15 protein-coding genes are annotated in these 26,980 nt (G+C 63.5%); 10 read left to right on the plus strand and 5 right to left on the minus strand.

What is annotated here, in order from left to right:
• The first annotated feature begins 83 nt into the window (after window positions 1-83).
• The 6 genes from VLJ37_12140 to VLJ37_12165 all read left to right on the plus strand — a co-directional run bounded on the left by VLJ37_12140 (window position 84) and on the right by VLJ37_12165 (window position 18,363).
• The gene (locus tag VLJ37_12140; protein ID HSA60420.1) at window positions 84-2,027 is read left to right on the plus strand and encodes a pyridoxal-phosphate dependent enzyme; all 1,944 of its coding nucleotides are present in this window, start codon (window positions 84-86) and stop codon (window positions 2,025-2,027) included.
• A gap of 105 nt (window positions 2,028-2,132) precedes the next feature.
• Window positions 2,133-14,714, plus strand: coding sequence for an acyltransferase domain-containing protein (locus VLJ37_12145; protein ID HSA60421.1), 12,582 nt, complete (start codon window positions 2,133-2,135; stop codon window positions 14,712-14,714).
• A 69-nt stretch (window positions 14,715-14,783) separates the two neighbouring features.
• Window positions 14,784-16,229, plus strand: coding sequence for a hypothetical protein (locus VLJ37_12150; protein HSA60422.1), 1,446 nt, complete (start codon window positions 14,784-14,786; stop codon window positions 16,227-16,229).
• An 83-nt stretch (window positions 16,230-16,312) separates the two neighbouring features.
• Entirely contained in the window at window positions 16,313-17,038 is a 726-nt protein-coding gene (locus tag VLJ37_12155; GenBank protein ID HSA60423.1) for a hypothetical protein, read from the plus strand.
• Between the two features lie 24 nt (window positions 17,039-17,062).
• On the plus strand, window positions 17,063-17,794 hold the full coding sequence (locus VLJ37_12160; GenBank protein ID HSA60424.1) for a carboxypeptidase regulatory-like domain-containing protein: 732 nt from the start codon (window positions 17,063-17,065) through the stop codon (window positions 17,792-17,794).
• Between the two features lie 53 nt (window positions 17,795-17,847).
• Window positions 17,848-18,363, plus strand: coding sequence for a hypothetical protein (locus VLJ37_12165; protein HSA60425.1), 516 nt, complete (start codon window positions 17,848-17,850; stop codon window positions 18,361-18,363).
• Window positions 18,364-18,421: 58 nt separating this feature from the next.
• Here the strand turns inward: VLJ37_12165 and VLJ37_12170 are convergent, their stop codons facing one another.
• From VLJ37_12170 to VLJ37_12180, 3 genes are all read right to left on the minus strand, one after another.
• Entirely contained in the window at window positions 18,422-19,174 is a 753-nt protein-coding gene (locus tag VLJ37_12170) for a urate hydroxylase PuuD (GenBank protein HSA60426.1), read from the minus strand.
• A 91-nt stretch (window positions 19,175-19,265) separates the two neighbouring features.
• The gene (locus VLJ37_12175) at window positions 19,266-20,063 is read right to left on the minus strand and encodes a hypothetical protein (protein ID HSA60427.1); all 798 of its coding nucleotides are present in this window, start codon (window positions 20,061-20,063) and stop codon (window positions 19,266-19,268) included.
• A gap of 17 nt (window positions 20,064-20,080) precedes the next feature.
• The gene (locus VLJ37_12180; GenBank protein HSA60428.1) at window positions 20,081-20,929 is read right to left on the minus strand and encodes a TIGR02147 family protein; all 849 of its coding nucleotides are present in this window, start codon (window positions 20,927-20,929) and stop codon (window positions 20,081-20,083) included.
• 158 nt (window positions 20,930-21,087) lie between these two features.
• On the opposite strand from VLJ37_12180, the gene VLJ37_12185 reads away from it, so the two are divergent.
• Complete coding sequence (locus VLJ37_12185; protein HSA60429.1) at window positions 21,088-21,834, plus strand: hypothetical protein; 747 nt, start codon at window positions 21,088-21,090, stop codon at window positions 21,832-21,834.
• Window positions 21,835-21,879: 45 nt separating this feature from the next.
• Here VLJ37_12185 and VLJ37_12190 read toward each other — a convergent pair whose 3' ends face one another.
• Window positions 21,880-22,590: an FAD-binding oxidoreductase gene (locus VLJ37_12190; protein ID HSA60430.1), complete on the minus strand. Its 711-nt coding sequence runs from the start codon at window positions 22,588-22,590 to the stop codon at window positions 21,880-21,882.
• 37 nt (window positions 22,591-22,627) lie between these two features.
• Here VLJ37_12190 and queG point away from each other — a divergent pair, with 37 nt between their 5' ends.
• Both queG and VLJ37_12200 read left to right on the plus strand, forming a co-directional pair.
• On the plus strand, window positions 22,628-23,530 hold the full coding sequence (gene queG, locus VLJ37_12195; protein HSA60431.1) for a tRNA epoxyqueuosine(34) reductase QueG: 903 nt from the start codon (window positions 22,628-22,630) through the stop codon (window positions 23,528-23,530).
• A 74-nt stretch (window positions 23,531-23,604) separates the two neighbouring features.
• Complete coding sequence (locus tag VLJ37_12200; GenBank protein HSA60432.1) at window positions 23,605-25,200, plus strand: arginine deiminase-related protein; 1,596 nt, start codon at window positions 23,605-23,607, stop codon at window positions 25,198-25,200.
• A 1-nt stretch (window position 25,201) separates the two neighbouring features.
• Here VLJ37_12200 and VLJ37_12205 read toward each other — a convergent pair whose 3' ends face one another.
• A complete protein-coding gene (locus VLJ37_12205; protein ID HSA60433.1) occupies window positions 25,202-25,441 on the minus strand; it encodes a hypothetical protein in 240 nt (79 codons plus the stop codon).
• Window positions 25,442-25,635: 194 nt separating this feature from the next.
• Between VLJ37_12205 and VLJ37_12210 the strand changes: the two genes are divergently transcribed.
• Window positions 25,636-26,964 carry a hypothetical protein gene (locus tag VLJ37_12210; protein ID HSA60434.1) on the plus strand — a complete coding sequence of 443 codons (1,329 nt, stop codon included), beginning with the start codon at window positions 25,636-25,638 and terminating at the stop codon, window positions 26,962-26,964.
• Window positions 26,965-26,980 lie beyond the last annotated feature (16 nt).

A 26,980-nucleotide genomic window follows, 5' to 3' on the forward strand; every position in this document is an offset into this window, starting at 1 on the left:
CGTCACAAGACAAAACGAAACCTTTTTGAACACAAGGCGATGACCGCGCCATCGTGACCTCCGGCGGCTCTTCTCTCTTTGCTTTGTCGCAGCGTTTCGGCGGCGCCTCTTCCTTGTTGGCGGTGGAAGGCTCCCTCGGGGGCGTTCGCGAGCTCGCCCCCGATCTCTACTTTCTGCGCCGCGACGGGGTGCTCACCGAGACCCAATTCACGCGCCTCCGGGGCCTCCTCGGTGACGGCGTTTCCCCCCAGTTCCCCGATTGCGAGTCCGTCAATCTCCTGGCGGAGATCGAGGGGCTGATCCTGGGACGGTTGGTTCGCCAAGGGGGGCTTCCCGAAGACGAGACGGCGAGGCTGCGCGGTCTTCTCTCGGGCCGCGGGGAGATCGACGTTCCGGGCATCGTGGACGCCCACCGGCGCATCCGGGCCCCATGGATCGTTTCCTTTCTGAGAGAGAGGGGGGTTCGGCCGTTCGGAGCCCCGCATCACGTGAGACGGACGCGGCTGGAGCGTTTTTCTCCGTTGTCCGAACTGGCCGGCCGCCCGGTCTATCTCAAGCATGAGGACGAGCAGCCCGTCGGGTCGTTCAAGAACCGCGGGGCGACGAACTTTCTCGTCGCCGCCCTGCTCGCCGGATACGATCCGCACACCCTGAAGGTCGGCACCGCATCCCACGGGAACCACGCGCAAGGAGCCGTTCAGGCCGCGCGCAATCTCGGGATTCGAAACGTGGAGGTGCTGCTTCCCAAGAACGCCTCGCCGCTCAAGATCGCCCAGTTGGAGACCCTGGGAGCGAAGGTCGAGCTGTTTGGCGATACCTTCGAGGAATGCGCCGACGAGGTCGCGAACCGCGCGGCCAAGGATGCGAATTATCTGTTTCTCCCCGCCTTCGACCAGCCCTTGGTCGTGATGGGGCAGGGGACGATCGGCCTGGAGATTTCGCTCCAGATGGCGATCCATGGTTATCACAAGGACTACGGCGTCATCGTCCCCGCCGGCGGCGGTGGCCTGATCGCCGGCATCGCGACCTATCTGAACCGCGATCACGTCGCGGGTGTGGCGGTGGTCGGCGTCGAGTCCAAGGCGCACCCGTACGTCTCCCGCTCCTTCAATCTCAAAAAGGTCGTCGTGCCGGAGGAGATCAAGCATTACGACACGGTGGCCGACGGCATCGCCCTCCTCAGGATCGGCGAGGCCGGGTTTCAAAACGTACTGAACTATGCGCGGGGCGTCCAAGTCGTGCCGGAGCGTTTGATCGAGGCGGCGCTCGCCTACCTGCAGGAGAATGGTCTCACGCTGGAAGGCGCGGCCGCGACGCCGGTGGCGGGTCTCGTCTTCGGGGCCCTGGATTTGGAAAGTTACGGTATTTCTCAAGACCAACCGGTCGTCTTGGTGGCCTCGGGGCGGAACATCGACCCGGCGCTCCTCACCCGGATGACGGCGGAACACGGCGAGGGGCGATGGCGGCGGCTCCGCGAACAGTTCGACCGTTTGAGGGCCCGTCTCGCCACGGCCGGTTATTTGGCGGGCGGGTCCGTGCGTTCGCTCGAGACGCCGGAGGAGGGGATCGCCTTCGTGGATTGCGTGTTGGCCAACCTACCCGAGGGCTGGGACTTGGTCGACGCCTTCGAGCTCCTGGACTTCGGTCCGTGGAAGGAAAAGAAGGACATCAACGGCAGCCTCCGGAGTTTCGGCCAGTACCACCAGCGTTGGAACCACAGCAAGGAAGAGGCCCTCACGCACCCGGAAAGCAATCGGGGGCAGCAGTTGGAACTGTCCCTCAGGGGCCTGAGCGACGGCGCGCCCGCTTCCGAAATACTGAAAGAGTTTCCGCTGCTTACCCTCCACCGACTCCAAGTCGAGACGCACGTCATGGACGTCTACCTGAACCGTCCGGACTGGATCGAACGGCTCCGGCCGGACATGACGCCGGCTGAGCGCGAGGGACATTTCGGCCGATACCGGGTCCGGAACGAGGGGATCAAAGAATCGATCAAAAAGTTTATCGAAAGGCTTGAAAATAGATAGAAAACAGTGCTTCAACGGTCCGGGAAAAAAATAGCAACATTTACGAAACACCCCGCGAGATACGGGGGCGCCTGAAAATCAGCAGTACCTATAAAAGGTAAGACTATGACGTTCATCCGCCCCGCCCTCTCCCCGTTCTCCGCCATCACCGCGACGACCGTGACGCCCTCCCCGGAGGCGATTTCAAGCTTCAATCAATTGGGATGGGGTTCGCTCGTCCAACCGAACGGGACCATCGCGATCGACGCCCTGCGCTCTCAAGTCTCGAGCCTCCTGACGGACGGTCCGTCTCTCAAGGGTTTGGAGCTTCCCTCCGAGACCGTCGAGATCCTCCGGCAGTTTTCCGACAAGGGCGAATGGAACGAGAGGATCGTCGTTTCCCTCGGCCATCTCTTGGCCGCGCAGCAGGCGGCTTGGGATTCCGTCCGCAGCGGCGGCGTCTCCGAAGTCGACGTGTCCGGCGAAGTTCGCGAAACGCCTTTGGCGCTGACGCGGGAGCAGACGACGGCCTTCTTGAAACAAATGGCGCAGCAGAGCGGGTTGGTGGACGGGCACGAGTGGCGGTCCGAAGTGATGGCCCACGAGCTGGGCCGCGGAGTCTCCATCGTGTCCCAAAACCCCGGCGGTGCCTTGCAGGCGGTCGCCCTCGCGAGTTTCGACGCCCAGGACCTGGTGCCCCGAGACGCCATCGGGCGCGGCGGCAAGGCCCTCGAAGGCGTTCTCAGGCGCTTCTTCACGGATCGGGAACTCGACCCAGACAACCTCGGGGCCTACCTCGCGCCGTCAAACGACCGGAAATCGAAGCTGCATTCCCGCATCGCCGGCATCCTGTCCCTCAAGGCCGCGACCTTCCGGGCCGCGGGACTCCCCCTCCCGGGGGAAGCCGGAGGCGAATCGCTCAAATGGACGGACGTCGAATACGCCCGCGAGAGCTTCCGCAACAGCGAAGGAGAAGAACGGTACCGCCGCGTTCGCCGGTTGGACGGGGAGGTCGGACGGGCCCTCGCAGGGCGCGGCGTGTTCGCCAACTTCGCCGACGACGGCTGGACCGGCGCTGCGATCGTGGCGGTGGAGAGTTTTCCGCGTTCAAGCGGCGTCGTCAGCCTGGGTCTGGACATCACCGACGCGCGCCGTTTCGGCGCCCCGGAACAGGCCCAGTACCACGCCGACGGGGAGGCGGCCTACAAGGCCACCTACTTCGGCGGCCATCAGCCCTTTTTCATGAACAACGTGATCCAGCAGGTGGAGGCGGGGGAGACGCTCGCCCCCGGCCGGAGACGTTTTCAGTTTTCGGGGACGACGGACGAGGCGATGCGCCGCCTGGGCGGACGGGAGGCGATCGGCGCTCAGCTCCACTTGGGCAACCTGATCGGTTCGCTGATCGTCGTGCGCGGTGAACCCGCCGGGACGGTCCTTTCGCAGGCGGACGTGGCGCCCGCGGGCCAGGGAGAGGCGTCGCGCGATTCCTCCAAACGCGGGGGGAACGGCCGGGAATCCCATTCCCCAACGAACGGAAAACCTCAGGCGCCCACGCGGCCGGCGGCGGATTTCGTCGCGGCCCCGTCCGAGGAGCGTCCCGCTCTCGCGCGGATGATCGAGGACGGCGAGGCGAATCTCATCTACGCCCTGCCCGGACAGGCCTCCGAATACGCGAGTTTCCTGGTCGAGCAATACACGGCCAGCCCGACGGCGCGGGAGATCATCGAGCGCCTGGGCCGCGTCCTCTTCCGGCACGGCATCGACCTTCGAAAGATCGTGGCGGGGGAGATTTCCGCCGACCAACTGGCGAGCTCCGCTTTTTCGCAGCCCCTGATCGGACTCACCCAGATCGTCATCAACGCCCAGCTCCGCGAGATGGGCTACGACCTTTCCAAGGCGACCGCCGTCATCGGACATTCGCAGGGCCAGATCCTGGGGATCCAGGCGGTCAGCGACATGCCGGACGAGGAGTTCATCGATTTTCTGGCGATGAACGGCAAGCTCATGCAGGAGGCCGATCCGCTCTTTGAGCCGGAGGTGGGCGACACGCTCAACCTCATGAAGATAGCGACCGCCAAAACCTCCGAACAACTGGAGATGATGCAGCGCTACACCGGCAAGATCTCCATGGTGACCACCTTGGGAATTCCCCGCGCCGAGCTTGAGGTCATCGCCGCGTCCGTGACGAAGGACCTCGAAGGCGAGCTCGCCCAGGTGAGCCTGAAGAACATCGAGGCGGGCGACGTCCACCGCGATCGCCTTCCCGAAGGCTGGGAACCGACCTCCGGCGGCCAGCAGACGGCCCTCATCGTCTCGGGCACGACCGAGGGTTTGAAGGAGCTGGCGCGCCGGGTCTCGGCGGTGAGCGACAAATACAAGGTGAGGGTGCTGCCTACCACGGCCGCCTTCCACTCGGAGCTCATGCGGCCCGCATTGGAGCGCGTCTGGCCGCATTTGGTCGGCAAGTCGTTGGGACATGTCGCCGCGCCCGTTCTCTTGAACCACGATGGAAGCAGACTCCAGGACATCACCGGCACGGTCGTGCGCCGCGGCCCCGACGGGACCGAGTACACGATCGACGCGCGCATCGCGGCGGTGACCGAAGGGCAGTACGTCAACCCGGTCAACTGGCCGGAGGTGACGTGGAGCGCCTTCGGGCGGATCGATCCCGCCAAGCCCACGATCGTCATCGACGGCGGACCGGGCAAGGCGACGGGTTCGTTCATTCAGGGCAACCTGACCGACGCCCGCGGACTCTCGCCCGTGGCGGTGATTCCGTATGCCACGCCCGAGGGACGCGCCCTCCTGGAGTCCGGAAACCTGAAGGAAGCGACGGCGAAACTGCCGGACCCGCGCTTGTTCAGCGACCCGAATTACCGCCCCGTTCTCAGGCAGGTGACCTCCGGGGCCCCCATGATCAACGGCGAGTACACGGGTCCGTATGCGTACCTCTCGCAGGTTTCGCTCGCCGATCCCGTCCAGCGCCGCGATTTGATCCAGCGCCTGGAGAAGGCCCTCAATATCGGCGCCGGCGAGCCGCGCATTCATTCCGAATTCTTGGAGCGCCTCGGATTCGATCCCACCATGCCTCTGGCCCTCGCCGGCATGACGGGCAACACGGGCCCCGAACTCGTGGCGGCACTGGCCGCCAGCCATTATTTGGGCATCTACGCGGTGACGACCGTCGGAGCGAATCTGAAGAGACTCTCCTCGGAACTCGACCGCTGCCACCAACTCACCCAGGAGAAACTGAGGGAGATGGGGAACCCCGACTGGGAAAAAGGCGCGCCGTTCGGGGCGAACGTCATTCACATGAACGGCCCGTACGACAAGCAGTTGCAGGAAATCATCAAGGCCAAGGAGCGAGGCGTGCCCATCGCCCTCGTCTCCATCGCCTTCTCGGAGATCTCGCTCGCCCTTTGGAACGAGCACTACATGCCCCTCCTCAAGGCCGGAATCGCCGTGATGCCCTTGGGCGAGAACGAGAGGCGTTGGAAGCACTTCATGGAGAACATCTATCCGGAAGTGCCGGAGGAATACCGGCATCTCCTGGCGATCGCCCCCGAGGGCGCGGAAGGCGGCGGCCATAACATTTGGAAGGAAGCGCCGAACATCCGCTACGGCCATGACCTGACGCGCAGTCTCATGGCCCAGGGCGGGGCCTTCAAGACCGAAGGCGCGACGGTCCCGCACTTCATGACGGGCGGCCAGTCAACGCCCGAGGCGATCGCGGACGCCCTGCTCGTCATGGCGAACGGAGACGCTCGCGGCGGGATGCAGGTGGGCGGTATCATGCAGCTCGCCAAGGAATCGACCCCGCCCATGCAGGTGAAGGAATATATCGCCGAGGCGGCCGCGGGTCGCGTCGGCTTCAATCAGATTCAGAGCGAGTTCGAGCGCTGGATCAACGTTTTGGACAGCACCTTCAGCCGGAACTTGCTGAAACTCACGGATATCCTCGAAGGCTGCGAGACCTGGGACATCGAGATCCCCATCGGCGGCGACAAGACGAAAAAAGGAAAAGACGGAGCCCCCGTGGGGCGGGAACGCGCCGAGCGCGTCGCAGACATCCTCTTGGAGGAACCCGATGCCCAGCGCACCCTTCTGCACGGCTTCTGGCAGAAGGGGATGAGCGACTTCAACCGCGTCGAATTCCAGCCCCTCGTCGACCGCGTCTGGCCGCATTGGCTTTCAGGCGATCGCGAGGCCCTCGTCCAGGCTTTGTCGGAATTTTCGGCTCCGCGCCTTTTTCAACTGTTCAAGACCTACCGCACCTGGGCGGTCATGGACCCGAACGTCGATCCGAAGACGGCCTACGTCCTGGGCGGCCGCTCGATCCGCGCCATGGGCCAGTCGCTCGAGCGCGAGGGGGAGAACCCCCGCAAGTACCTCGGCATGTCCGCGCCCGACATCTTCCGCGACCTGCGCGACCGCGCGCTCCGCTACCTCACGGAGCTCTACCAGCGCGCGATGGCGTTGGAGCAGGCGGAACAGGACCGCTTTGAGGCCTCCACGCCCGAAACGTTCAAGGCCGTTTCCGGCGTGACCTCCGTCGAAGAGCAGGGGCTGGGCGACGGCGAGACCAACCTGGTCGTCGGCATCGGCAAGGATTTGAACCAGGCGGACTTCCTGAAGGCCGTGCAGACCGCCGGGCATGGCGACCTCGCTCGGGCCTTGCGGGCCGCCGACGTCGGCTTGGGAGAGAAGGAAGGCAATCCGCTTCAGCGCACGTTCGCCGTGGAACGCGGCGACCGGGTGGAAATTCTCCGGAGGACCGAAGCGGGCAAGACGCTTTTGGAGAACGTCCGCGTCTTCAACAAGTCCGGGCGTCTCGTGGCGGAAGTGCGGCCCTCCGGCGACCGCCGGTCGATCCAAGAGACATGGTATCTCGCCCAGCCCGGCGCGGAAGCCTCTCCCGTCACCTGGACCTACGAAGTGCGAGAGGGCCTGGCGGGCAGCCGCCGCATCGTGGCCGTGCCGGGCGAGACCGCCGCGCAAGGGCGCGAGGCCTATATCCGTCTCTGGGTCGGGGCCGACGCCAGACCCAATGAGAATTTGAGCGACACCGCCGTGACGACTTGGAACGTGACGGAAGACGACGTTCTGGCCTGGCACCGTCAGGTCGGGGCGACGAGCCGCCGCTATGCCAATCCCCGCGCGAAAGGCTTCCAGGTTCACGCGACTTACCCTCTCCGGGCGGCTTGGCCTTCCATGATGAGGGCCGGCATGCACCCGGACGCGAATATCGATTTCCTCAAGGTCGTCCACAGCGGCCAGACGATGAGGATCGGCGCCCCCGTCCGCGTGGGCGATACGCTCACGGCCTCATCGGCCCTGGGCTCGGTCAAGGACCTTACGTACGGGCGCGAGGCGACGATCGTCACCTCCGTCGTCAATCAAGACGGCGAGGCGGTGGCGACTTACGAAACCAAATTCTTGAGCCGCGCGTCCCGCGGCGCCGAAACCACCCTGTTCGCCCAGGACGTGGCCAATCCGCTCGCCGCCACGGCGTCCCGCCTCGAGGTCGATCCCATCGAGGTCTACCGACGCGAGGGGCTGACGCTCTCGCGCTCCGACATCACCGGCTACGCGATCGACGCCCAGTGGCTCCATACGGACGACCGGTTCGCGCGCCGCGTGGGGTTCAAGGACGGCATCATCGCGCAGGGCTGGCGCCTCATGCACGCCGTCTCGCACTCGGTCATCGAAGGGTATCTGGGCAACGACGCCTCGCGCTTCATCGGCTTCGGCGAAGGTACGGCCGTCACGGCCCCCGTGCGCCCGAACGAGCCGCTGACGCTGGAGGTGGACCGCGTCGGCCTCCAGGGCGATCGCGAGGTGCTCGCCTTCCGTTTGATCTCCCAGGCCGACGGCAAGACGAAGGCCTCCGGCACCATGGAACTCAGGACGCCGCCGTACGCGGCGGTCTTCCCCGGCAACGCCTCCCAAAAAGTCGGCATGGCCAAGGCCCTCTATGAGGCGGGCGGCGTCGGGCGCGAGACCCTGGTCGAGGCCTGCGCGGCCTTGGGCGAGGGCGGCGATCTCCTCCTGGACGTCATCACCGGCGGCGCGTCTCTCCCCGAAGGAAACGTCGAGCGCAGGGCGGCCTTCGACAAGGCCGTCGAAGAGAAGTGGCTCGACGACGTCGTCAATTCGTCTCCCGCCGTTCTGGCGACCTCCATCGCCATGTACCGGGCGCGCGTCGCGGCCGGTTTCCCGGCCCCGTCCGTCGTCTCCGGCCACAGCCTGGGCCAGTACGTCGCCGCGGTCGCGGCCGGCGCCCTCGAGGTCAGGGACCTCATGGGCGGGGTGCGCCTGCGCGGCGAGTTCATGCGCAAGCACGCCCGGGGATGCATCGCCTCCGTCGTGGCGGGCGGGCTCATCGACCCCGAGGGGTTGCAGAAGCGCCTGAACGGGATCGCGCAAGAAGGCGAAGTCCTCGAAGTCGCCAACATCAATACGCTGACCGAAAAAAGTTCGCAGGTCGTGATCAGCGGCCATCAGGCCGCCGTCGAGCGCGCCGTGGCCGCATTGAAAGAGGACGGCTACCGGGCGTCGATCCTTCCGGGCAACGTGGCCTTCCATTCGTCGCTCCTGCGGGCCATGGAGCCGGAATTCCGGCCCGTGATGGACGCCGTGCCGATCGCGGACCCGGCCATTCCCATCGCATCGATCGTCCAGCCGGGCCGCCTTTTGAGAACGGCTGAAGAGGTCCGCGAGGAATTGGTCGTCCTGAACCACGAAAGGGTCGCATGGGACCCCAACGTACGCGGCATGCAGGCGGGGGGAGCGAAGGCATTCGTGGAATTCGCCCCCGGCACGGTCTTGACCGGCATGGTCAGCCGCATCCTGCCCGACACCGTCGCTCAAAGCATTTCGATGGTCACGCACGCCGACGAGGCCCTCTACGGTCCGCGTCCGGCGCTTGCGCCCGTGGAAGAGGCCCCCAAGCCGGCCCCGTCGGCCAAGCCCGCGCCCGCCGCCGTTCCGGCCGCGGCGCCTGCGCCTCGCGCGGCCGCCCCGGCCCTCGAACCCGCCCCGGCGTCGTACGCCTCGCACCAGATGCAGGTCTTGGATTTGCGCCTGACGACGGCGCGCGTGGAGATGGAGAAGGGTTCGGTCAAGACGGCGGCCCTGTCGCCATTGGCGCCCTCGCTCACGTCGAGTCCCTCGGAGTTCCTTTGGGCGAACGTCGTTTTGAGTCTCGCCGAGACGAACGAGGGCGTGAAGCCGGCGGAGGTGACGCCGGAGACGAAGCTTGCGGCCCTGGACATGGACTCGTTGGCGATCGCGGGACTTTTCGGTCTCGTGCGTCACCGCGCGGGGATCGCGAAGATGCCCGCGGACCAGGAAGTGAAAAAGCTGGAGACGGGGACGGTGGCGGACCTCTTCAACCTGGTGGTGAACTACTGGGATCACGAGGGCGAAAGGCCGTCGTTGGCGAACCGGGGCGCTGCGATCGGGACGCCCGGCCAGAGCTACAAGCAGATGCTGCAGGCGGCGGGGATCGGGGGCCGATCGGCGTTCGACCTGATGAAGGACGGGAAGCTCAAGGCGGACACGCCGGGAGTGGATCGCGTCACAGAAACGGTCTTGTCCGGAACGGACGAGGGCGCGTTGGCGGGGTTGGACGGCCTCATCGCCCGCGTGGAAGGCTGGCAGTACTCGAAGGAGTTCGCGAAGGAGGGCGCCGCCCTCCGGACCGTGAAGACTTCATTCTACAAGGCCGCGCGCCCGCGCTTCGAAGCCATGAAGCAGGACCGCGAGGCCCGCAGCCGCGCGGCCCAGGCCGCCGCCCCGATGATGATGCCGGGCGTGGCCGCCGCTCCCGTAAGTCTGGAATCCGCCCCTGCGGCCTATGCCTCGCACCAGATGCAGGTGGTGGATTTGCGCCTGACGACGGCGCGGGTGGAGATGGAGAAGGGGTCGGTCAAGTCGGCGGCCCTGTCGCCCTTGGCGCCCTCGCTCACGTCGAGCCCCTCGGAGTTCCTGTGGGCGAACGTGGTCTTGAGCCTTTCGGAGACGAACGAGGGCGTGAAACCGGCGGAGGTCCTGCCGGAGACGAAACTGGCGCAGTTGGACATGGACTCTCTGGCGATCGCCGGCCTGTTCGGTCTCGTGCGCCACCGCGCGGGGATCGCGAAGATGCCCGCGGACCAGGAAGTGAAAAAGCTCGAGACGGGGACGGTGGCGGACCTCTTCAACCTGGTCGTGAACTACTGGGATCACGAAGGCGAAAGGCCGTCGTTGGCGAACCGAGGAGCCGCGATCGGGACGCCGGGCCAGAGCTACAAGCAGATCCTGCAGGCGGCGGGGATCGCCGGACGCTCGGCCTTCGACCTGATGAAGGACGGGAAGCTCAAGGCGGACACGCCGGGAGTGGATCGCGTCACCGAGACGGTCTTGTCCGGAACGGACGAGGGCGCGTTGGCGGGGTTGGACGGCCTCATCGCCCGCGTGGAAGGCTGGCAGTACTCGAAGGAGTTCGCGAAGGAGGGCGCCGCGCTGCGCGCCGTCAAGGGCGCGTTCTATCAGAGGACGCGCGTCCGCTTTGAGGCGATGCGCGACGAGCGCGAGGCGCGCAATCGCGCAACCCAGGCCTCGGCCGTTGTTCCAGGGATGGCGATGCCGATGACGGGTGGCCTGGCCCCAGTCGCCGCGGCGGTCGACCCCGATCTGGTGCGCGCGCTCGCGCGCGAGGAGGCCTTCCACCTGATCCGCGAAATGAACGGGGACGCGGCCGCAGGGGCCGTCGACCGACGCCTCCTGGAATTCGACGCCAGGTCCGGACGCGTGCGCCCGGTGGGCGCGACCGTCGCGATGCAGAACGAGCTCCAATTGGAGCGCCTCCGCCAGGAGACGAGCCTCGAGTTCGTTGCCATGATGACGCAGACCTGGCCCGCCCGGCTCCACCACCCGTGGGGCGAGGTGGAGATGAACGGCGCGCCCGCGAACTTGGTCCGCCTCTACGGCGACGTGGCCGAAGGGACTCTCCGCTCCGGCACGCCCGAGCACGATTACCGCGTCCGTCTCCTCGCCAACCAGGTCGACGCCCTCCGCGTCCGCCAGGCGCGGCGTTTGGCGGCCAACGCCCGTTCGCGCGGCCTGACCGACGTGGCCGACACCCTCGAACGGGTTGCGAGCGAGGGCGAGGAGAGCCTGCGCGTGGGCGGCTTGCCGCAGCCCGTCTGGTGGAACTCCACCCGCATGGTCCCGGACGCGGACGGAAAGATCCGCGAAGTCCCGCGTGGAGCGACGCCCGGCGAGATCCTCGATCAGTGGGAGCGGGACGGCCTGGTCGACGCGAGGACCGTGGCCGACCTGCGCGCCCTGGCGAAGGGGGAGGTCAGCTTCAAGGGCAAGCGCATTCTTGTTTACGGCGGCACGGGGACGATCTCCCAGCCGACCGTTGAATTTTTCCTCCAGCTCGGGGCCGACGTGTGGATCACCACCCGCCAGGATCTGGGCAGGGTCGAGGACCGTGCGCGCGACATGCGCAACCGCTCGGCCGTGCGCGGGGCGTCCCTGCGCGTGTCGACCCAGTTCGTGCCCAACTTCGCGAACATGGAGGCCCTGCGCCAGCAACAGGAGGAGCAGGGTTGGAAGCCGGACGTCATTATCAACGGGATGGCGGCCGAGGACTACGGCCTCCTTGACATGAAGCTCGACTTCCACACGGTCACGCAGACCCTGGTCGAGTCCTACCGCTACGCCGTCGGCCAATACGTCAAATGGTACAAGCAGGACCCCGAGTCGAGCCCCGTGCTCTCCGTGGGCAACCAGGCGAGCCCGAACGACAAGTTCGCCCTGGGCGGCAGCGGCAGCTATTCGATCGCCAAGTCGTCGATGCCCGCCGGCCAATGGGCCCAGCGGCGCGATTCCGAAAATTACTTTCACAAGGACGGGCGCCCGGTCTACCGCGAGGTCTCCGTGCTCACCGGCGCGGTGGTGCCTCCTTCCGACAAGGGCATCATGGGCGGCTTCCGGACCTTCGGCGACCGCCTCGAGCAGGCGGCGCGGGCGGAAGGCCGTCCTCTGTGGATCTTCAACGGCGCCGACATGGGCGCCGTCAACGTGGCGGCGTTCAATCCGGTTCACGGCCATGCCGATCAGATCGATCGCGAGGCGGATGGGGGCTTCACGAGGCTGGGAGAGCGTCCCGGCGGCCTGCAAGGTCTTCTGGCTCAGGTCCAGAAAGAGTCGAAGACCGACGTCGCTCGCACTGGCGAGGTGAGGTCCTCGGAGGTCACGGCCTCCGAGGGCCCCGCCTGGCACCCCTATCACGACGGCCAGATCCGGACCGTCACGGACTACGGTTTCTTCATCGACGAGACGGACGGAGCGAACGGCGTGGCGAACCCCTATAACGAGATCCGGGACGACGATCTGGTGGTCGTCGGCCTCGGAATGGTCTCGACCTGGGGCGGGAGCGCCATCGACTCCTTCACCAACATGCTCCAGATCCGGGGCGATTACGTCGGGCCTTGGGGCAAGGACATCGGTTTGAAGGGTGCGGCCTTCTCGGTGGGTCTCGATATCGCGGGGATGTCGCCGGCGGACGCCGCGACCGCCTACGGACCGACCCACCTCTTCCCCAACATGGGGCCCAGGGTCTTGGAGAGGAGCGGCCAGCGGGCCGACGCCTATCACCGCCTCCAGAGCTTCGTCGGAGACGACCGTCTGGTCGTCGGCACGGTGGCCGAGGTCGAGGCCTTGAATTCGGATGAACTCCAAGAGCAGATCGCGCGGCTAGGGAACACGGGTTACAGGTTCGAGGCCGAGACCATTCGGGATGATCAGGGACGTCCGCAGGAGGTTGTTGTTGCGCGAAAACAGGGCGCCAACCTCAAGCGCGAGGTCATCGAAAAGCTCGGCCCGCAGGTCATGGCGGACACCCCGCCGTTTGATTACAACCGTTTGGGTGGGAACAGGGATCTGATCGATCACGGGGCCCGGCACATCTTGAACGCCCAGATCGTTCATACGGAATCGGCTCGCGGAATGGGCCTGGTACCCGGCGAATTGGAAGGCCGCCATGGCCGGGAAAATGTCTACGTCATCGACAGTTTCGGAATGGGCGGGCTGGAAGTCCAAAGAGACCAGGAGCAGGCCTTCATCCTGGGAGACGAGCCGAAAAAGTTGGACGTCGTGGTTGGCATTCCCGTCGCATCGGCCGGGAGTTCCGCATCGAGCCAGTATGGAGCCATGGGCGAGGCCACGGAAGATCCCTATGCCTGCGCGACGCCCAAGAAGACCATTCGTTCCGCTCAGAAACAGATGAGAGATGCCTTCCGCAAGGCGGAGGAGATCGACCGCCTCGCCGGGGAGGCCTCGGGGGCCGCGCAGCAGGTTCTCCGCCTCGAAGCGGAGCGTTTGCGGCAGAACGCCTTGAAGACGGCCATCGTCGCGACCTCCGGAGACGACGCGGCCACGAACGAGACACTCAAGATGTTTCATCGGGTCGGGGCCATGGGCACACAGGCGGAGGCGGAGGAAAGGGAATTCTCCATCGACCGCCAACAACGTCCCCACGACAAGGGCCGTAACCCGAAATTCCAGGCCGGGACGGGAACAGGCGGATTCAAAATCGTCACGGGTTGGGCGATGCGCCACTACGGATACCGTCCTTTGGGCGTCCTTCGTGGAGCCGATACGGGCACCGACGGTCCCTCGAAGGAGCCGGACGGAAAGTTGCGCGCGTCGACCGGTCTGGGCCGGTACGGCCAGCGGAAGGTCTTCTTCAACGGGCTACGCGAGTCCCGCATGCACGGCATTCCGTTGAACAGGATCCGGCAGATGAACAGCCATAGCACAGGCACGGGGGGCGACGGCACGCAGTCGGAGTCCTTCGTGATCGGAGCGGTGATGGAGGCCCTGGAATGGGCGGCCCTGAACGTCGCCACGGCGCCGGGCAGTCATCCGCGTTTTGCCGATCTGCTGCGCGAAAGGGGCGTCGATCCTCGTCAGCATCGCGGCACGCAAGGCGGCGATTCCCTCATTCGCGCCATCGGCCTGGATCTCGATCATCCGCAGAATCTCATGCAGCAGCTCATCGACTGGCCGTCCGAGCTTCTTTCGGAACTCGGTCTCGATGCGGAGATCTTCGAAAGCCACGCCAAGTATAACTTCCGGCACACGCTGGGCGGCACTTTCGTGGAAGACGTCTCTCTCATGATGCAGGCGAACGAGCGTCTGACGCTTCCGCATCCGGGATTGAACAACATCGAGGACGCGACCGGCCGGACCCCGATCGCCACAACCCTTCCGGCCGCAACGGATATTTCAAGCGTGCAGCCCGCGCGCGCGAATTATCGGACGCCTCCGGATCAGGCGCCGGCGCCGTACGGAACCGCGGGCAATTCCTTCGGGTTCAACGGCCTGGACGGCTTCGTGGTCAACGAGGTTCCTCAGGGGCAGAGGTTCCGGACACGCGACGAGGCCATCCAGTGGTATACGAAGGCCATTCAAAGCGAGGCGCGCTCCATCGCCCTCCACCGGGCGACCGGGGAAGGCCGCATCCCGGCGATCCAGTACTACGAGAGCGAGCGCGTGGATCACACGGTCTACGAGGACACCCGCGAGGGTTACGAGCAGGCGGAAGCCCTGGCCCGCCGGATCGTCGCCCGCGAGCCGGACGTCCGGTTGCCCTGGCAGAGGCCGCCCGCATGGCTCGTGGCCCAGCGCGCCGCGGCCGGCGGCCGCCGATAAGGCGCGGGTCTCCCTCGCACGCAACTTTTCCCTCAAATCGGCGATGATCAAGGCTCGGAGGCCGGGCTCATGATTTCACGCATCGCCCCGTTCGGCGCCCTCGGGGCGGCCGTTGACCTGGCGCGGCAAGTCGCCGCGACGCGGGATGCCTCCTCAATCGCCGGGGCGGCCTGGGTGGCCTATAATGGTTTGACCGGCATCGTGCGCGCGCCTTCCGTCCCGTCTTCAAGGCGGTTTCCCCCGGTGAGCGACGGCATCCGTTTCGCCGACGACCCCAACCTTGCGAACGACATCCTCTTCCGCGCCTTCGGCGACGAGCACGTCCTCTATAATCTGATCGGGCTCGCCCAGACCTTCCGCGCCATGGGCAACGCCATGGGCCATTACGCCCACGAGGTCGGCTTCGAGACCTATCTCCGTACCTACATGGACACATTGAGCAACGGGAACCGCCTGGCGATTTCCGAGGAGCTGAAGGGCGCGCAGAGGAGCGTCCTGGAAAAAGTCGGCGTGATCTACTCCGACTGGGTCATGAAGTACGCCGCGGCCAACGGCTGGAACGTGCGCTTCCGGGGCGTGGAGAAGATTCCTCCGGAGGGGAAGCGGGTCGTTTACGCCATGGCCCCGCACAGCGCGATCTATCCTGACTTTTTCTTCACCTACGCCGACCATCGGATGGTCCCCGTCGCCGATCTCTTCAACTTCCGCGACAATCCCTCGTCGCGCAAGTTCGGGATGGCCTTGATCGTCGACCTGATCCGCCTGCCCTTGATCGACCGCCGGAACCCACGGAACGCGATCCAGTGCATGAAACAGATCCGTGATGCCGCCATCGAATACAACTACCGCCCCGGCTGGTTCATCAACGGCGGACGGGTGCCTCCGGCCTACGAGGACGACGGAACGCTCGCCCGGCCCGGGTATTATTCCAACGTCATCGACATCGAAAAGCCTCGGATCTACGTTCAGGCCACCGGGGCCGTCGCCAACGCCATCGACATCGCCAGGGAGACCGACGAGCCGGTGACCGTGGTGGTCGTGACCATCAGCGGCGCCGAATGCATGCGGAAGATTTCAGGGGATTTCCCGTTCATCCAGCCCAACACGATCGGAGGCGACATCGTCTATGAGGTCGCCGACTCCTTCCAAGTGACGGGCGACGACCGGAAGAGGAGGGGAGAGCTGGGTGAGAAGGTCGACCGGATCGCCCGCGAAAACCTCGCGATCGACCTCTATCTCCGGGAAGTGGTCCAGCAGTGGGGACTCAAACGCGGCGACGTCGAGGCGGGCCGTCTCTTCGATCAACGGGCCTCCACGGACGTCGCCTACAGGATCCTCGCCGACCGGATCCGCTCCATCCGCCCCTCCAACCACGCCCGGACACGGTTCATCCACCGGCTCTTGAATCTCGTGACGGCCGAGGCCCCGCCGGCCACGTCCGAAATCGATGCCTTCCTGCAGGAGGTCTCCCAGGCGGTCTTGGATGCACAACAGGAAAATCTACCCCCAAAATAGCCGCATAAGTACTTGAAATTATTCAGTTAATTTTTATATTCCCAAATAAGCAACCGGCGGCGATTTTTGCCGATAATCACACTGTGCCTATCGACCCAATCTCCTCAAATACGTCCGGGGGGACCCAAACGAGCCTCCTCAGACCCGTGCGTTGGGGCGGGGGGGATGCCTCGGCTCCCGTCTCCGGAAAGCATTTTGGGGAACCGATCCCTCAGATCGTAGACATCAGCCGGAACTCCGACATGATCGCCCTCTTCAGCCGGTTGGGCATGCTCCCGCGCATCCAAAAAAAACTGAACGTCCTCTCGCGCAAGCGTGGACGGATCGTCCCGGCCAAGGGCACCGTCGCCAGCGCCCTGAACGGATGCGAAGAGACGAATTTCGAAGACGTCGTCTTTGCGGGCGTGGAGTTTTTGGCGGAATACAAGAGCGAGGAAGAGACGATCGCGGGCGTCCTCTCCCACGAATGGGGCCATCTCGTCCGGGATTACAAGAAGGACATGGACGCCGACGAGTTGAGTTGGGAGGAAATCTTCGGAATCCGCAAGGACGAAGAAGCCGCCGCCGACGCGTATTCCGGGAAAATGCTTTTCCTCATGGGTTATTCGCCGGAAGGCATGATCAAGTTCTTGAGCAAGATCCAGAAAAAGGAATGCCACAAGTACCATTCGCCGGCGACGCGCGCGGCGATCATCCGCGCCGCGTACGAAAGCGCGCGCCGCTTCCGCAACCAGGCGGCCAATCTCTCCTCAGCCATCCGGCCGGTCTTCTCGAATCCCTTCACGCAGACATTGATTGCGGTTGCCTAGGGGCGTGATAAGTCACGCCCCGTCATGAAATATCTCGTTCTTCTTGCGCTGGCGCTCGGCGCAGCCTGCCAATCCAAGACGCCGCCGTCTCCGTCCGTTCCCTTGAAATCAGTCGATCCGGCCACCGCCGGCGTCATCCGCGGGGAGGTCCTGTTTGAAGGGACGCCCCCCGCGCCGTCAAAGATTCCCGTTTCGGGCTTTCCCGAATGCGCGAATCCCAAGACCGAGGACGACGACGTCCTGATCCGGGAGGGCAGGGTTCAAAACGCCTTCGTCTCGATCAAGACCGGTTTGGAGCCTTACACCTTCCCGCCGCCCGAGGGCGAGACCGTGATCGACCAGGTCGGCTGCCTCTACGCGCCGCGCGTCGTTGGTCTCCGGATCGGCCAGACGCTCGTGGTGAAAAACAGCGACCCGCTCCTCCACAACGTCCATGCCCTCCCCAAGTTCTCTCGGTCCTTCAATCTGGCGATGTCGAAGGGCGCGGCCGAAATCCGCCGAACCTTCACGGAGCCGGAGGTGATGGTCCCGATCCGCTGCGATGTCCATCCCTGGATGCGGGCCTACGCGGGCGTGCTGCCGCATCCCGGCTTTGCCGTGACGGGTCCGGACGGACGCTTCGAGATCAAAGGCATCCCCCCGGGGACTTATGCGCTCTCGGTCTGGCACGAGCGATTGGGGGAGGCGGAGCGGATCGTGACATTGGGCGTCAAGGAAGAGAAAACGGTTCCGTTTGTAATCACTTCGCAAAGGTAAAAAGGCTGCAACTTTTCCTGAAATCCCAAGATAAGGGGTTGAAGAGGTGACATATGGGCGGTCCCAATGATGTGACGCAGTATGCGCAGAATGGCCGCTGGGTCCTGGAACCTCAGCTCTCCCTCGCCAGTCCCGGCTTTCGATCTCCACAAGTGGGCCCCTCGTTGGAGTTTTCGCGGCGGATCCCGTTCGGGGCGAAGACGGTCGAGCTCAGCCAGCTCACCATGGATACCCATTGGTCCCTGGACTTGGGCGTGGGAGGCCGGACCGGGGGATGGACCGACGGACGCCCGCAGTTCTTCGCCGGCACGGCGAGAGCCGGGATCAACTACAACCTCTTCAATCGGATCGGCGCCGGGCTCACGTTGCGCGGGGGCTATGCCAACGTCGCAAGGCCCGGCGACGAGACCGGCCACGGCGTGATGTGGAGCGGGGGGCTCCGCTTCGCGGCCATCATCGACTCACGCTTCTTTTCCGCGGAGACGGGGTATCTCTCGATGCCCTCGTCACAAGGAGAGGGCCGCGAAGGCGGCTTCTACGGGCTCGTCGGTTTCGGGTTTATACTCTGAGGGCGAACACCAGGTCAGCGATAGCAGCCCCGTAGTTAGGGGTCGCCCCTACATCCCTTTAGAATCCCTTCACCTTGCCCGCCTTCGAATAGAGGTGCTTGACGCCGAACAAGGCCACGGCGACGGCGGCGGGGAGGATCCACCACTGTGATGCCATCCAAGTCGAATGCGTGTTGAGCATCATCAAGACCAGCGGCACGGACAGGTAGGTGTTGTGCTTGGAGCGGCTGCCGGCCATGGCGACGAGGGCCGCGTCCGGGGGCGTTCCGCCCTTGACCGCCGTGATGATTTTTTTCTGGGCCGGCCAGATGCGGAACCAGACGTTGAAGGCCATGATGGTTCCGAACATGGCGCCGATGTGAATAGCGTAGCCCCGGAAGCCGTATCCCAAGAACGTCAGCATCACGTAGACCAGTGCCGCGATAAGACCCACGCCGACGACGGCCAGGACCTCGTTCTTCTTCATGAGCTTGGTCAGAATTTCATAGAGGAACGGCGCCGCGAGAACCAACGCCAACCCGACGTAGCCGACTGCCGAGCCGACTCCGCTCGCGAAGGTGGCGCCGCCGTGATAGAAAACGAGGAGCAGGAGGAGGATTCCGGTCACCCACGTCCACACGGCGCCCCAGCGGAACCAGAACAAGGCGCGGGGCAGGAGCTCCGGAACCACCTTCTTCTTGGTCTCGCCGTCCATCGTGGCGGCGAAGGGGCCGTTGACCCAGTTGAAGAAATAAAGGAGCCCGATCCAAAGAACACCGGCGACGACATGGATCCAGCGGAAGATCGACTGCGTGACGTCCATCGCATCCATAAAACCCCCCAAAAAAAGAATGGTGAATGAAACGAGAGACCTTGCTCATACCACGAGTTTCCGATCGCGAATCAAGATCTTTTTGGTCGGATTAGTCGGGTTCATCCGCCCCGATGCCCAAGACGAGGGAGTTGGCGATTTCATCGGCGTCCAGGATTCCATTGCCGTTCAAGTCCTCGAACAGCCGGGCCGAACGTTTGACGTTCTCGACGATGATGGACCTTAGATCCGGGTTGTCGTCGTCATCGATCACGATGCTTCCGTCCGGCGAGACGGTGGCGCCGTCTAGGTCCACCCCTGCAAACCAGGCGTTCAAATCGAAACTGAAGAAGAGCAGAGTGACGGCGGGCGAGCCTTGGATGGCGAAGCCGTCCGGGCTGGCTGCCTCCAGCTTGAATCGATCATTCTGGTCAAGACGGACGGCGAAGGGAACTCCGTCAGATCGTGATCCTCGAACGATCAGGGCGTGTCCGATGATCGAATCATCCGGAAGGATTCCGGGCGGGACTTCTTCTCTTCGCAGTGGATCGAAATCGACCCCGATTTCGCAATAGTCGTCAGCGGGGACGGGAATTCGGTCAACGTCGGGGATGGAAGTGTTTGCCAAGAGATCGACAACGAAAGGCCCCGGAAACGAAAATCCCGACTCGATATTGAGATCGGGATTGGCGGCCTCGGCGAGGCAGGCCGAAAGGGGATCCATGTCCATGTTTCTCAACACGATCCGCGCCTCAGTCAGGAGGACGCCTCCCGTGACGGAAAGACCAAGGGCCGGCGAGATTCCTTCCGGGAGCCCGGCGAATTTGATCCCAACGGTCGTCGGATTGCCGGTGGACGTTCCCGAATTCGGCGAACATGCCCATGTCCCGAGAAGGACGAGAACGGACATTTTTTTGAAAAAGCGGTTCACCGAACGGCCTCGATTCTTTTCGTGACGGGGAAGAGTTGTATGTTCAGCTGGTAGATCCGATCCGGTCTCGCTTTTTCCGACTCGGCCTCGGCGAGGAGCGTATTCCGGAATTCCTCGATTCTTTTCTTGATGCGCGGCAAGTCCTCTTGCCTAAGCCCCACCGTCGCCGAGGTGACGTCGCGCTCTTCTCCCGGTACGGAGGAAAGCGATTGGGCCGCCAGCGTCATCATCGATTGGTGAAAATTGACCACAGCCAGCGATTTGACCTCCGCGGGGGTCGCAATGATCGGATCCGTCCTCTGCAGGAAGTCAGCCTTCTCCGCCTTCTTGATCAAGTTCAATTTGAGGAGGAGCTTGAGCGCGCGTTCGGCCTGCTCCTTCGAAATGGAGGGGAGAAGATTTTGGGAAATCCACTCCGGATCGGCCCGAAATCCCTCCAAGTCGATCATCTCACGGATGACGATGTGGAACCATTGCGTGTAAAAGCGGAAGATCTCCTTGGAGAGCTCGTGAATCTCGCGAAACTTGCGGCTCTTCGTCATGACCTGAAAGGCCATCGATTTGTCCTCGGGCGTCGCCGCCTGGTTGAAATCGACCAGGGCCGCGAAAAACTCGCCCTCCTGCTGGTTCATCTTGAGTCCACGGATGAACTTCCCCACGGTTCTGGGGGTTACGTTCCGTTTTCCATCGATCACGAGCTGCAGCATGTTCGGAGACGTGAAACCGGCCTTCTTGGAGAAGAAGCGGTGCGAGAAACCCCTCTGCACCTCCTTGAGATGGCGGTATAAGTCTCTCAGGAAGACCCGGTAATCTTCATAGAGAAAGATGTTTGGACGAGAATACATAAAAACGTATACATCTGTATACGATGTATTACATAATACATTTTAAATCCGATGGTTTATATATATCAAATCATTTTTCAATAAAATATTGAATACAATTAAGATTGCCATCCTCGAGCAAAGCGTGACAGGATTTTGAAAGACGAAGGAGGTCCGCCATGAAATATCCAAGTTTTGGTTTTCTCTTCTGCGGGACGACGATGGCCTTCCTGTCTCTCTCCCTTCTGGGTTCTTCCGGTTGCGGCAAGGTGACGGGGCAGGGGACGGCGGAGAAATACGAGGAGCTGTCGGCCGCCGTGTGCGATCCCTCGGCGGGTCCGTTTACCATCGAAATCGACAACCCATTCTTTCCGCTGCCTCCGGGACGAACGATCGAACTGGAGGGCGACGAGAACGGCGTCCAGGTCCACTTAACCTTTGCGGTCACGGATGAGACCGAGGAGGTCGCCGGAGTGATGACGCGGGTTGTGACCGAGACCTCTACGGAGAACGGAGAGGTGGTCGAGATCAGCCGAAATTTCTTCGCCCAGGCGCCGGACGGCACCGTCTGCTATTTCGGGGAGGACGTCGACATCTATGAAGGAGGCGTCGTCGTCAACCACGAAGGGGCCTGGAAGGCCGGGGAGGGTGAGAACCTGCCCGGCATCATCATGCCGTCCGATCCACGCGTCGAGACGCGGTTCGTTCAGGAAATCGCGCCCGGCATCGCGGGCGATGTCTCCGCGATCATCGGAATGGGGGAAACGGTATCGGAACCCGGTGGAAAATTTACGAATGTCCTCCACACCCTCGAATGGAATCCCGTCGAGGGACAGACCAGCAATGACGGCGAGGAGAAGTTTTATGCGCCTGGCGTGGGATTAATCGAAGACGACGTCGTCGAGCTGGTGAGCGTGACTAATTAGCTCCGCTTCCCGCGGGACAGCCCTCGCTACGGTTCGTAATGGAAGCTAGACGTATTTCTCGAAGTGCACCTGCTTCTTGTCAAAGCCGATCTCCTCGGCGGCCTTTTGCACCGCCTCGATCATGGGGACGAGACCGCAGACGTAGATCTGCTTCCCCTTCGGATCGGCGACGAGCTTTTTAAGTATCTCCTGGACGTAACCGACTTCGCCTTTCCACTCCTTCGGGCGTGAGACGGTGGGGATGAACTTGAAGTTGGCGTGTTTCTTCTCCAACTCGCGAAATTCCTCATTATAGAGGACTTCGTTCTCGTAGCGGACGCCGAAGATGAGCGTGATCGGTTCTTGAAAGTCGTCGCGCAAAAGCACGCGGAGCATGCTACGCAAGGGTGCCAGACCGGTTCCGGTGGCCACGAACACGAGTTCGCTCTCCACGGGCTCCTTGAGGACGAAACCGCCGTAGGGCATCGTGACGGTGACTTCGTCGCCTTCCTTCAAGGTCCAAAACCAGTTCGTCGCGTAACCGCCTTCGACCAGCTTGATGCAGAGATCGAGGTAGCCCGCCTCGAATGGGGAGGAGCAGATCGAGTAGGCCTTCTTCAGGGGCTTTTCGCCTGCCTTCGGCACCTGCACCATGCAAAACTGGCCCGCCTGGAAGGGGATCCATTTGCCCCGGGGAAAACGCAGCCGGAAGGTCCGGACGCTGGGCGTCAGCTCGAAGATTTTTTCCAGTACCGTCGTGACAGGCTCTAAAGGCATATTGTAGGGGCGAATCTTGTATTCGCCCTTCTACTAGATGAGGAACGCCGAAAAAATCAAAGAAAAAGCCCATGAACTGGGCTTTGAGCTTGTCGGCATCAGCCCCGCCCATCCGGCGCCGGATTTCGACTTCTTCCGCTGGTGGCTGGACAAGGGATTCGGCGCGACCATGACGTACCTGAACCGCCAGGCCGAGCGCCGCGGCGATCCCGAAAAGGTCCTGCCGGGCGTCAAATCGGTGATCTGTGTCGCCCTGAACTACCACACCGGCGCGGCGGGGGGCCGGATCGCGAGCTACGCCCACGGCGAGGACTATCACCGCGTGATCGGCGAAAAACTGCGGACGTTGGAGGCGTTCATCGTCGCGACCGTCGATCCATCGGCAAAGACAAAGAGCTATATCGACACCGGCCCCGTCTTGGAGCGGAGCTACGCCGCCCGCGCGGGTTTGGGTTGGATCGGCAAGAACACGATGCTCTTGAACGACGGCCTCGGGTCGTATGTCTTCTTGGGCGAAATCCTGACGACGCTCGCGTTCGGTGAGGAGGATTATGGCCGACCGGCCCTGGATCAATGCGGGACCTGCACGAAGTGCCTGGATGCCTGCCCAACACAGGCGTTTCCCGAGCCGGGTGTCCTGGACGCGAACAGGTGCATTTCGTATCTGACGATCGAGTACAAGAAGGATTTTACGCCGGAACAGGCCCAGATGGCCGCCGGCCATCTGTATGGTTGCGACGTTTGCCAGGCGGTCTGTCCTTATAACGACCGTATCCCGTCGTCGCCCCTGAAGGAGTTTTGGACCAGAGAGGTCATAAGAGTTTTCTTGAGGGACGAAACCAAGCGATTGGACGAGGCGGATTTTTTTCGGCTTATTGCGGGGAGCGCGATGGACCGGATCTCATTCAAGCAATGGAAACGAAATTGCGGTGAGAAGTGACGCTCAAGACATCGATCCTTACTTGCCTCGGAAGGGCTTCCGACAGCGCTCGCTACGGTTCGTAACGGCTCGCGGTGGAAGCTAGCAACCTTTTTTCCAACCACGCCGAACGGTGCGTCATCATGACGCTGACGACGAACCTTTCCTTCATGGTGTCCCAGGCCGGCATCACGCTCCGAGACGTCCAATACTTGGGCGGGCTCCTCGCCAACGTCCGGAATCCCGAGTCGCCGGTCCGGTCGCCCATCAACCTCGTGAGGGCAGACAGGCGACTGGGCGACATCTGCGGGCGCCTGATGACCGCCGGCCTCGTTGACCAGGCCATGCTGTTTGAGACCTGCGATTCCATTCCCCTCGTCGACCTGGCGCTCACCGCGACGCTCGGGCTTTTCGCCTCCCTGCCGGGAGAGGTTGGTGCGGGGGCGGTCGAAGCCCTCACTCGAGGCGCCGGCGTCCCGCGAACACCGGCGACGCCTTCACGGGCAGCCCCTCAGGACGTCTGCATGAGCCTGGAGATGATCCGGATGCTCCTCCGACCTCCGGACTCCGCGGCGCGCGCGGCCGCCGCGGTCCGCTCCGGGAACGTCTCCAAGCGCCCCGTCTTTTCCGTGGCGCCGCCGGGCGCGGGGTTCGGGGACTGGTTCGGCAAGCAGATGTACTCGGCGGACGCCAAGGACGCGGTCAAATACCCCGCCAGGGCCCTGCAGGAATGGGGGCGCTATGTCGATGCGCTCTCGCAACACGCCGAAGTCTTCGTGATTCCCTACGCCTGCGACCGGGACAGCACGCTCTGGCGCATCGTCTATACCGCCAACGGCCCCCAGTTTTTGGAGATCGGCGGCGAGATCTACGCCTCGCTTCCCAATTTGAGCCACTTGGGCCGGCAGGGCGAGCATCGCTGGTTCCAGGACTATGCACTGCAGTTGGGCATCCCCGCCGATCACATCCTCCAGCCCCTCGTCTTCCAGGAAGGACAAGCGGATTTTGCGCGGCCGGTTCCGCGCAAGGGGCAAAAGCCCCTCCTCTTTTTGGGTTACGGGATCCGGACGCCCACCACGCAACCCTATGAAGAGATGAGGCGGGTGAGGATCGGCAAGGGGGCCAAGGCCGCCGTTGTCGACCTGCTCCAGAACTACGAAACGGAATACGTCCGCATGAATCCAAACTCGTACGCCTTCCACCAAGACACGTGGCTGAACCTGGTGCGCAACCGGGAAGGCAGACTGTTCGCAATGTACGCGCCGTCCTGGATCCATCCCGACGACCGCGAGCGATTCGCCGCACGTCTCAAAAGCGAAAAGATTCCAGCGATCGTCTTGAGCGAGGTCGACGCCATGGCTTACGCCGCCAACGCCAACGAAGTGGACGGAACGGTCTTTCTTGTGAAGGGGGGGCCGTTCGAGGCGTCGGCGGAGCTCAAGAGGAAGCTGAAAAAGTCCGGCTTTGCACTCCTCGAACTGGAGTTCGACGAGTTGTACGGCAAGGCCGGCGGCGGGACGCGCTGCATGGTCAATGAAATCCGCGACATCGACCGGACCCGTCACCGCGAATTCTTCGCCCGGCTCGAGTTCTTCCGTTACGTTCCCGGTTCCTGGGAACGACTTCGCCGCTTCTATCCGGAACGGTACGAACCCCAAACGGCCGCCCGCCGGAAGAATTTCACGCGTTGATTTAATGAATTGGAGAAGAGCTCGGTTCCAACGCCGCGAGGGACTCCGCGAGGCTTTGGTTCAAGACGACGACCCGTTCCTGCAAGGCGTCCACTCGGGCCTTGAGCAGGTCGGTCTCCGAGGGGCGCACGATCTTGGGAGGAGACGCGCTCTCGGCGGTGCGGAACTCGAGCGGCCAAGCTCCGGACAAGAGGGGCAGCAAGACGGGAAGGCTGGCCAGGGAGAAAAGGAGTCGGATCATGGGGGGCCTAATTGCAAGCCCAATGCCATGGAATCGGCCCCGGGCAGTCCTTACTTAAGAACTGAATTTAATTTGAGATTTTCAAATCGAGGCCGGATTCGGGCGGGTCAAGGACGACCCGGCCGCGAGGTGGATTTCTCAGGTTGAGAGTGAGGGCCGCAACTCTCTCCTCAAACCTTCGATAAGCCCGCATCATGGCCATCGTTCCCACGGGCTTTCTCCAGTCGCATCTTTGGCTGAACCGAACATCTCTGTCTGGGGCCCTGGCCGAACGGTCTCTCGGCGTCCGGACGGGCCTGGGGTTGGAGCTCTTCCGTTCGGGATTGGAGGCCGCCGGAGTTCAGGACGAACGGCTCTCCGGCTGGATCGATGACTATCAGAATGCCTCGTCTCTCTTCAAGATCGCCGACTGGATGGCGCGGCACCCCCTTGAGTCGGAGCGGGCCCTTCAGAGGATCCCGCGCGGAATCTTCTCGCCGAACTCCAGTCAATCGCCCCCTCCCGTCGCCTTTCTTCCAATCAAAGAAGGAAAAAAAGAAGAGGGTGGGCCGGTGGTCGCCGCTGGAGGCGTGTTCATAAACCCGGAAAACCGGCCCGGCCCCCGGCGGTTACGTGAGAACCCGCACAAAGTTCATCTCCACGGACCGGAGGATGGCGAGGAGTCCGGGACGGAGATGATTCGGGTCGGCGGTGTCTACCGCGAAATGAGGCTCATGGGGGAAATCGGTCCCCAGATCGCCCGATTTCGCGACAGGAGGCGGGGTCTTGAGGATCGACTGGGGGCCCTCAATGACGCTCGCGAGATGCTGGTCACATTGGATGCGGAGAGCGACGATTTTTTCCGGGGTGTCATGGGACTCTTCGAGCTCGCCTCCCACCCGTCGGGGCCTCGGGAAACCCGGGACCGCCTCCAGGTCCAGGCCATCCTCGTTTTGCAGTCCGTGTTGAGTCGGGTACCGGAGGACCCTCAACGGCAGGCGGCATTCGTGCATGCCTACCTGAAATTCAAGGAAGCGGCTCACGGCGGTCTTTTTCGTTCCTCGCAAGAAAAATACGGAACCCCGGGGCGCGCCCTCGCCGCCTCGACCGAGCAAGTCGGGTACAGTCTGGCCCGCTGCGAGAAGCATTGCTCCAAGGCGGTCCAGCGTTGCGTCGAAGAGACCGGACGGGAACTCGTTCAGGCGGGCATGTGGGGGAACGGCGGCGGATTCAGTCCGCCCTGGACGTTCCGGAAGGCAATGCGGAATGCGAAGGTCGGTCTCGCAGTGGGAGGCGCGCTTTTCGTTTCCGGAGCCTTCTGGGCCGCGATCAGCCTTCTCATCTCCACGCCGTTGGCCCTCGGGGTGCTCACGTTCGCGGCCCTGTGCCTACCGGCGGCGACCTTGACGGGGTTTCTATGGAGGGCGCCGCGGCGCCTCCGGCAGAAGGCCGTTTCGTTCGCTCTTCCGAGCGGCCGTTCGCAGGTGAGAAGGCTCGAGCGGAGCGAAAGACGTCTCTTGAGAGGCGGGGGAAGGCGTTCCTAGATCAGCATCTGTCCAA

This window comes from bacterium (assembly GCA_035454885.1).
Taxonomy (GTDB): Bacteria; UBA10199; UBA10199; order JACPAL01.

What these genes read in the sequence shown, in the direction of transcription:
- VLJ37_12145 (HSA60421.1), top strand. Translation starts at nt 2,133, where the DNA reads ATGACGTTCATCCGCCCCGCCCTCTCCCCGTTCTCCGCCATCACCGCG.
- VLJ37_12150 (HSA60422.1), top strand. Translation starts at nt 14,784, where the DNA reads ATGATTTCACGCATCGCCCCGTTCGGCGCCCTCGGGGCGGCCGTTGAC.
- VLJ37_12160 (HSA60424.1), top strand. Translation starts at nt 17,063, where the DNA reads ATGAAATATCTCGTTCTTCTTGCGCTGGCGCTCGGCGCAGCCTGCCAA.
- VLJ37_12165 (HSA60425.1), top strand. Translation starts at nt 17,848, where the DNA reads ATGGGCGGTCCCAATGATGTGACGCAGTATGCGCAGAATGGCCGCTGG.
- VLJ37_12170 (HSA60426.1), bottom strand. Translation starts at nt 19,174, where the DNA reads ATGGATGCGATGGACGTCACGCAGTCGATCTTCCGCTGGATCCATGTC.
- VLJ37_12175 (HSA60427.1), bottom strand. Translation starts at nt 20,063, where the DNA reads ATGTCCGTTCTCGTCCTTCTCGGGACATGGGCATGTTCGCCGAATTCG.
- VLJ37_12180 (HSA60428.1), bottom strand. Translation starts at nt 20,929, where the DNA reads ATGTATTCTCGTCCAAACATCTTTCTCTATGAAGATTACCGGGTCTTC.
- VLJ37_12185 (HSA60429.1), top strand. Translation starts at nt 21,088, where the DNA reads ATGAAATATCCAAGTTTTGGTTTTCTCTTCTGCGGGACGACGATGGCC.
- VLJ37_12190 (HSA60430.1), bottom strand. Translation starts at nt 22,590, where the DNA reads ATGCCTTTAGAGCCTGTCACGACGGTACTGGAAAAAATCTTCGAGCTG.
- queG (HSA60431.1), top strand. Translation starts at nt 22,628, where the DNA reads ATGAGGAACGCCGAAAAAATCAAAGAAAAAGCCCATGAACTGGGCTTT.
- VLJ37_12205 (HSA60433.1), bottom strand. Translation starts at nt 25,441, where the DNA reads ATGATCCGACTCCTTTTCTCCCTGGCCAGCCTTCCCGTCTTGCTGCCC.
- VLJ37_12210 (HSA60434.1), top strand. Translation starts at nt 25,636, where the DNA reads ATGGCCATCGTTCCCACGGGCTTTCTCCAGTCGCATCTTTGGCTGAAC.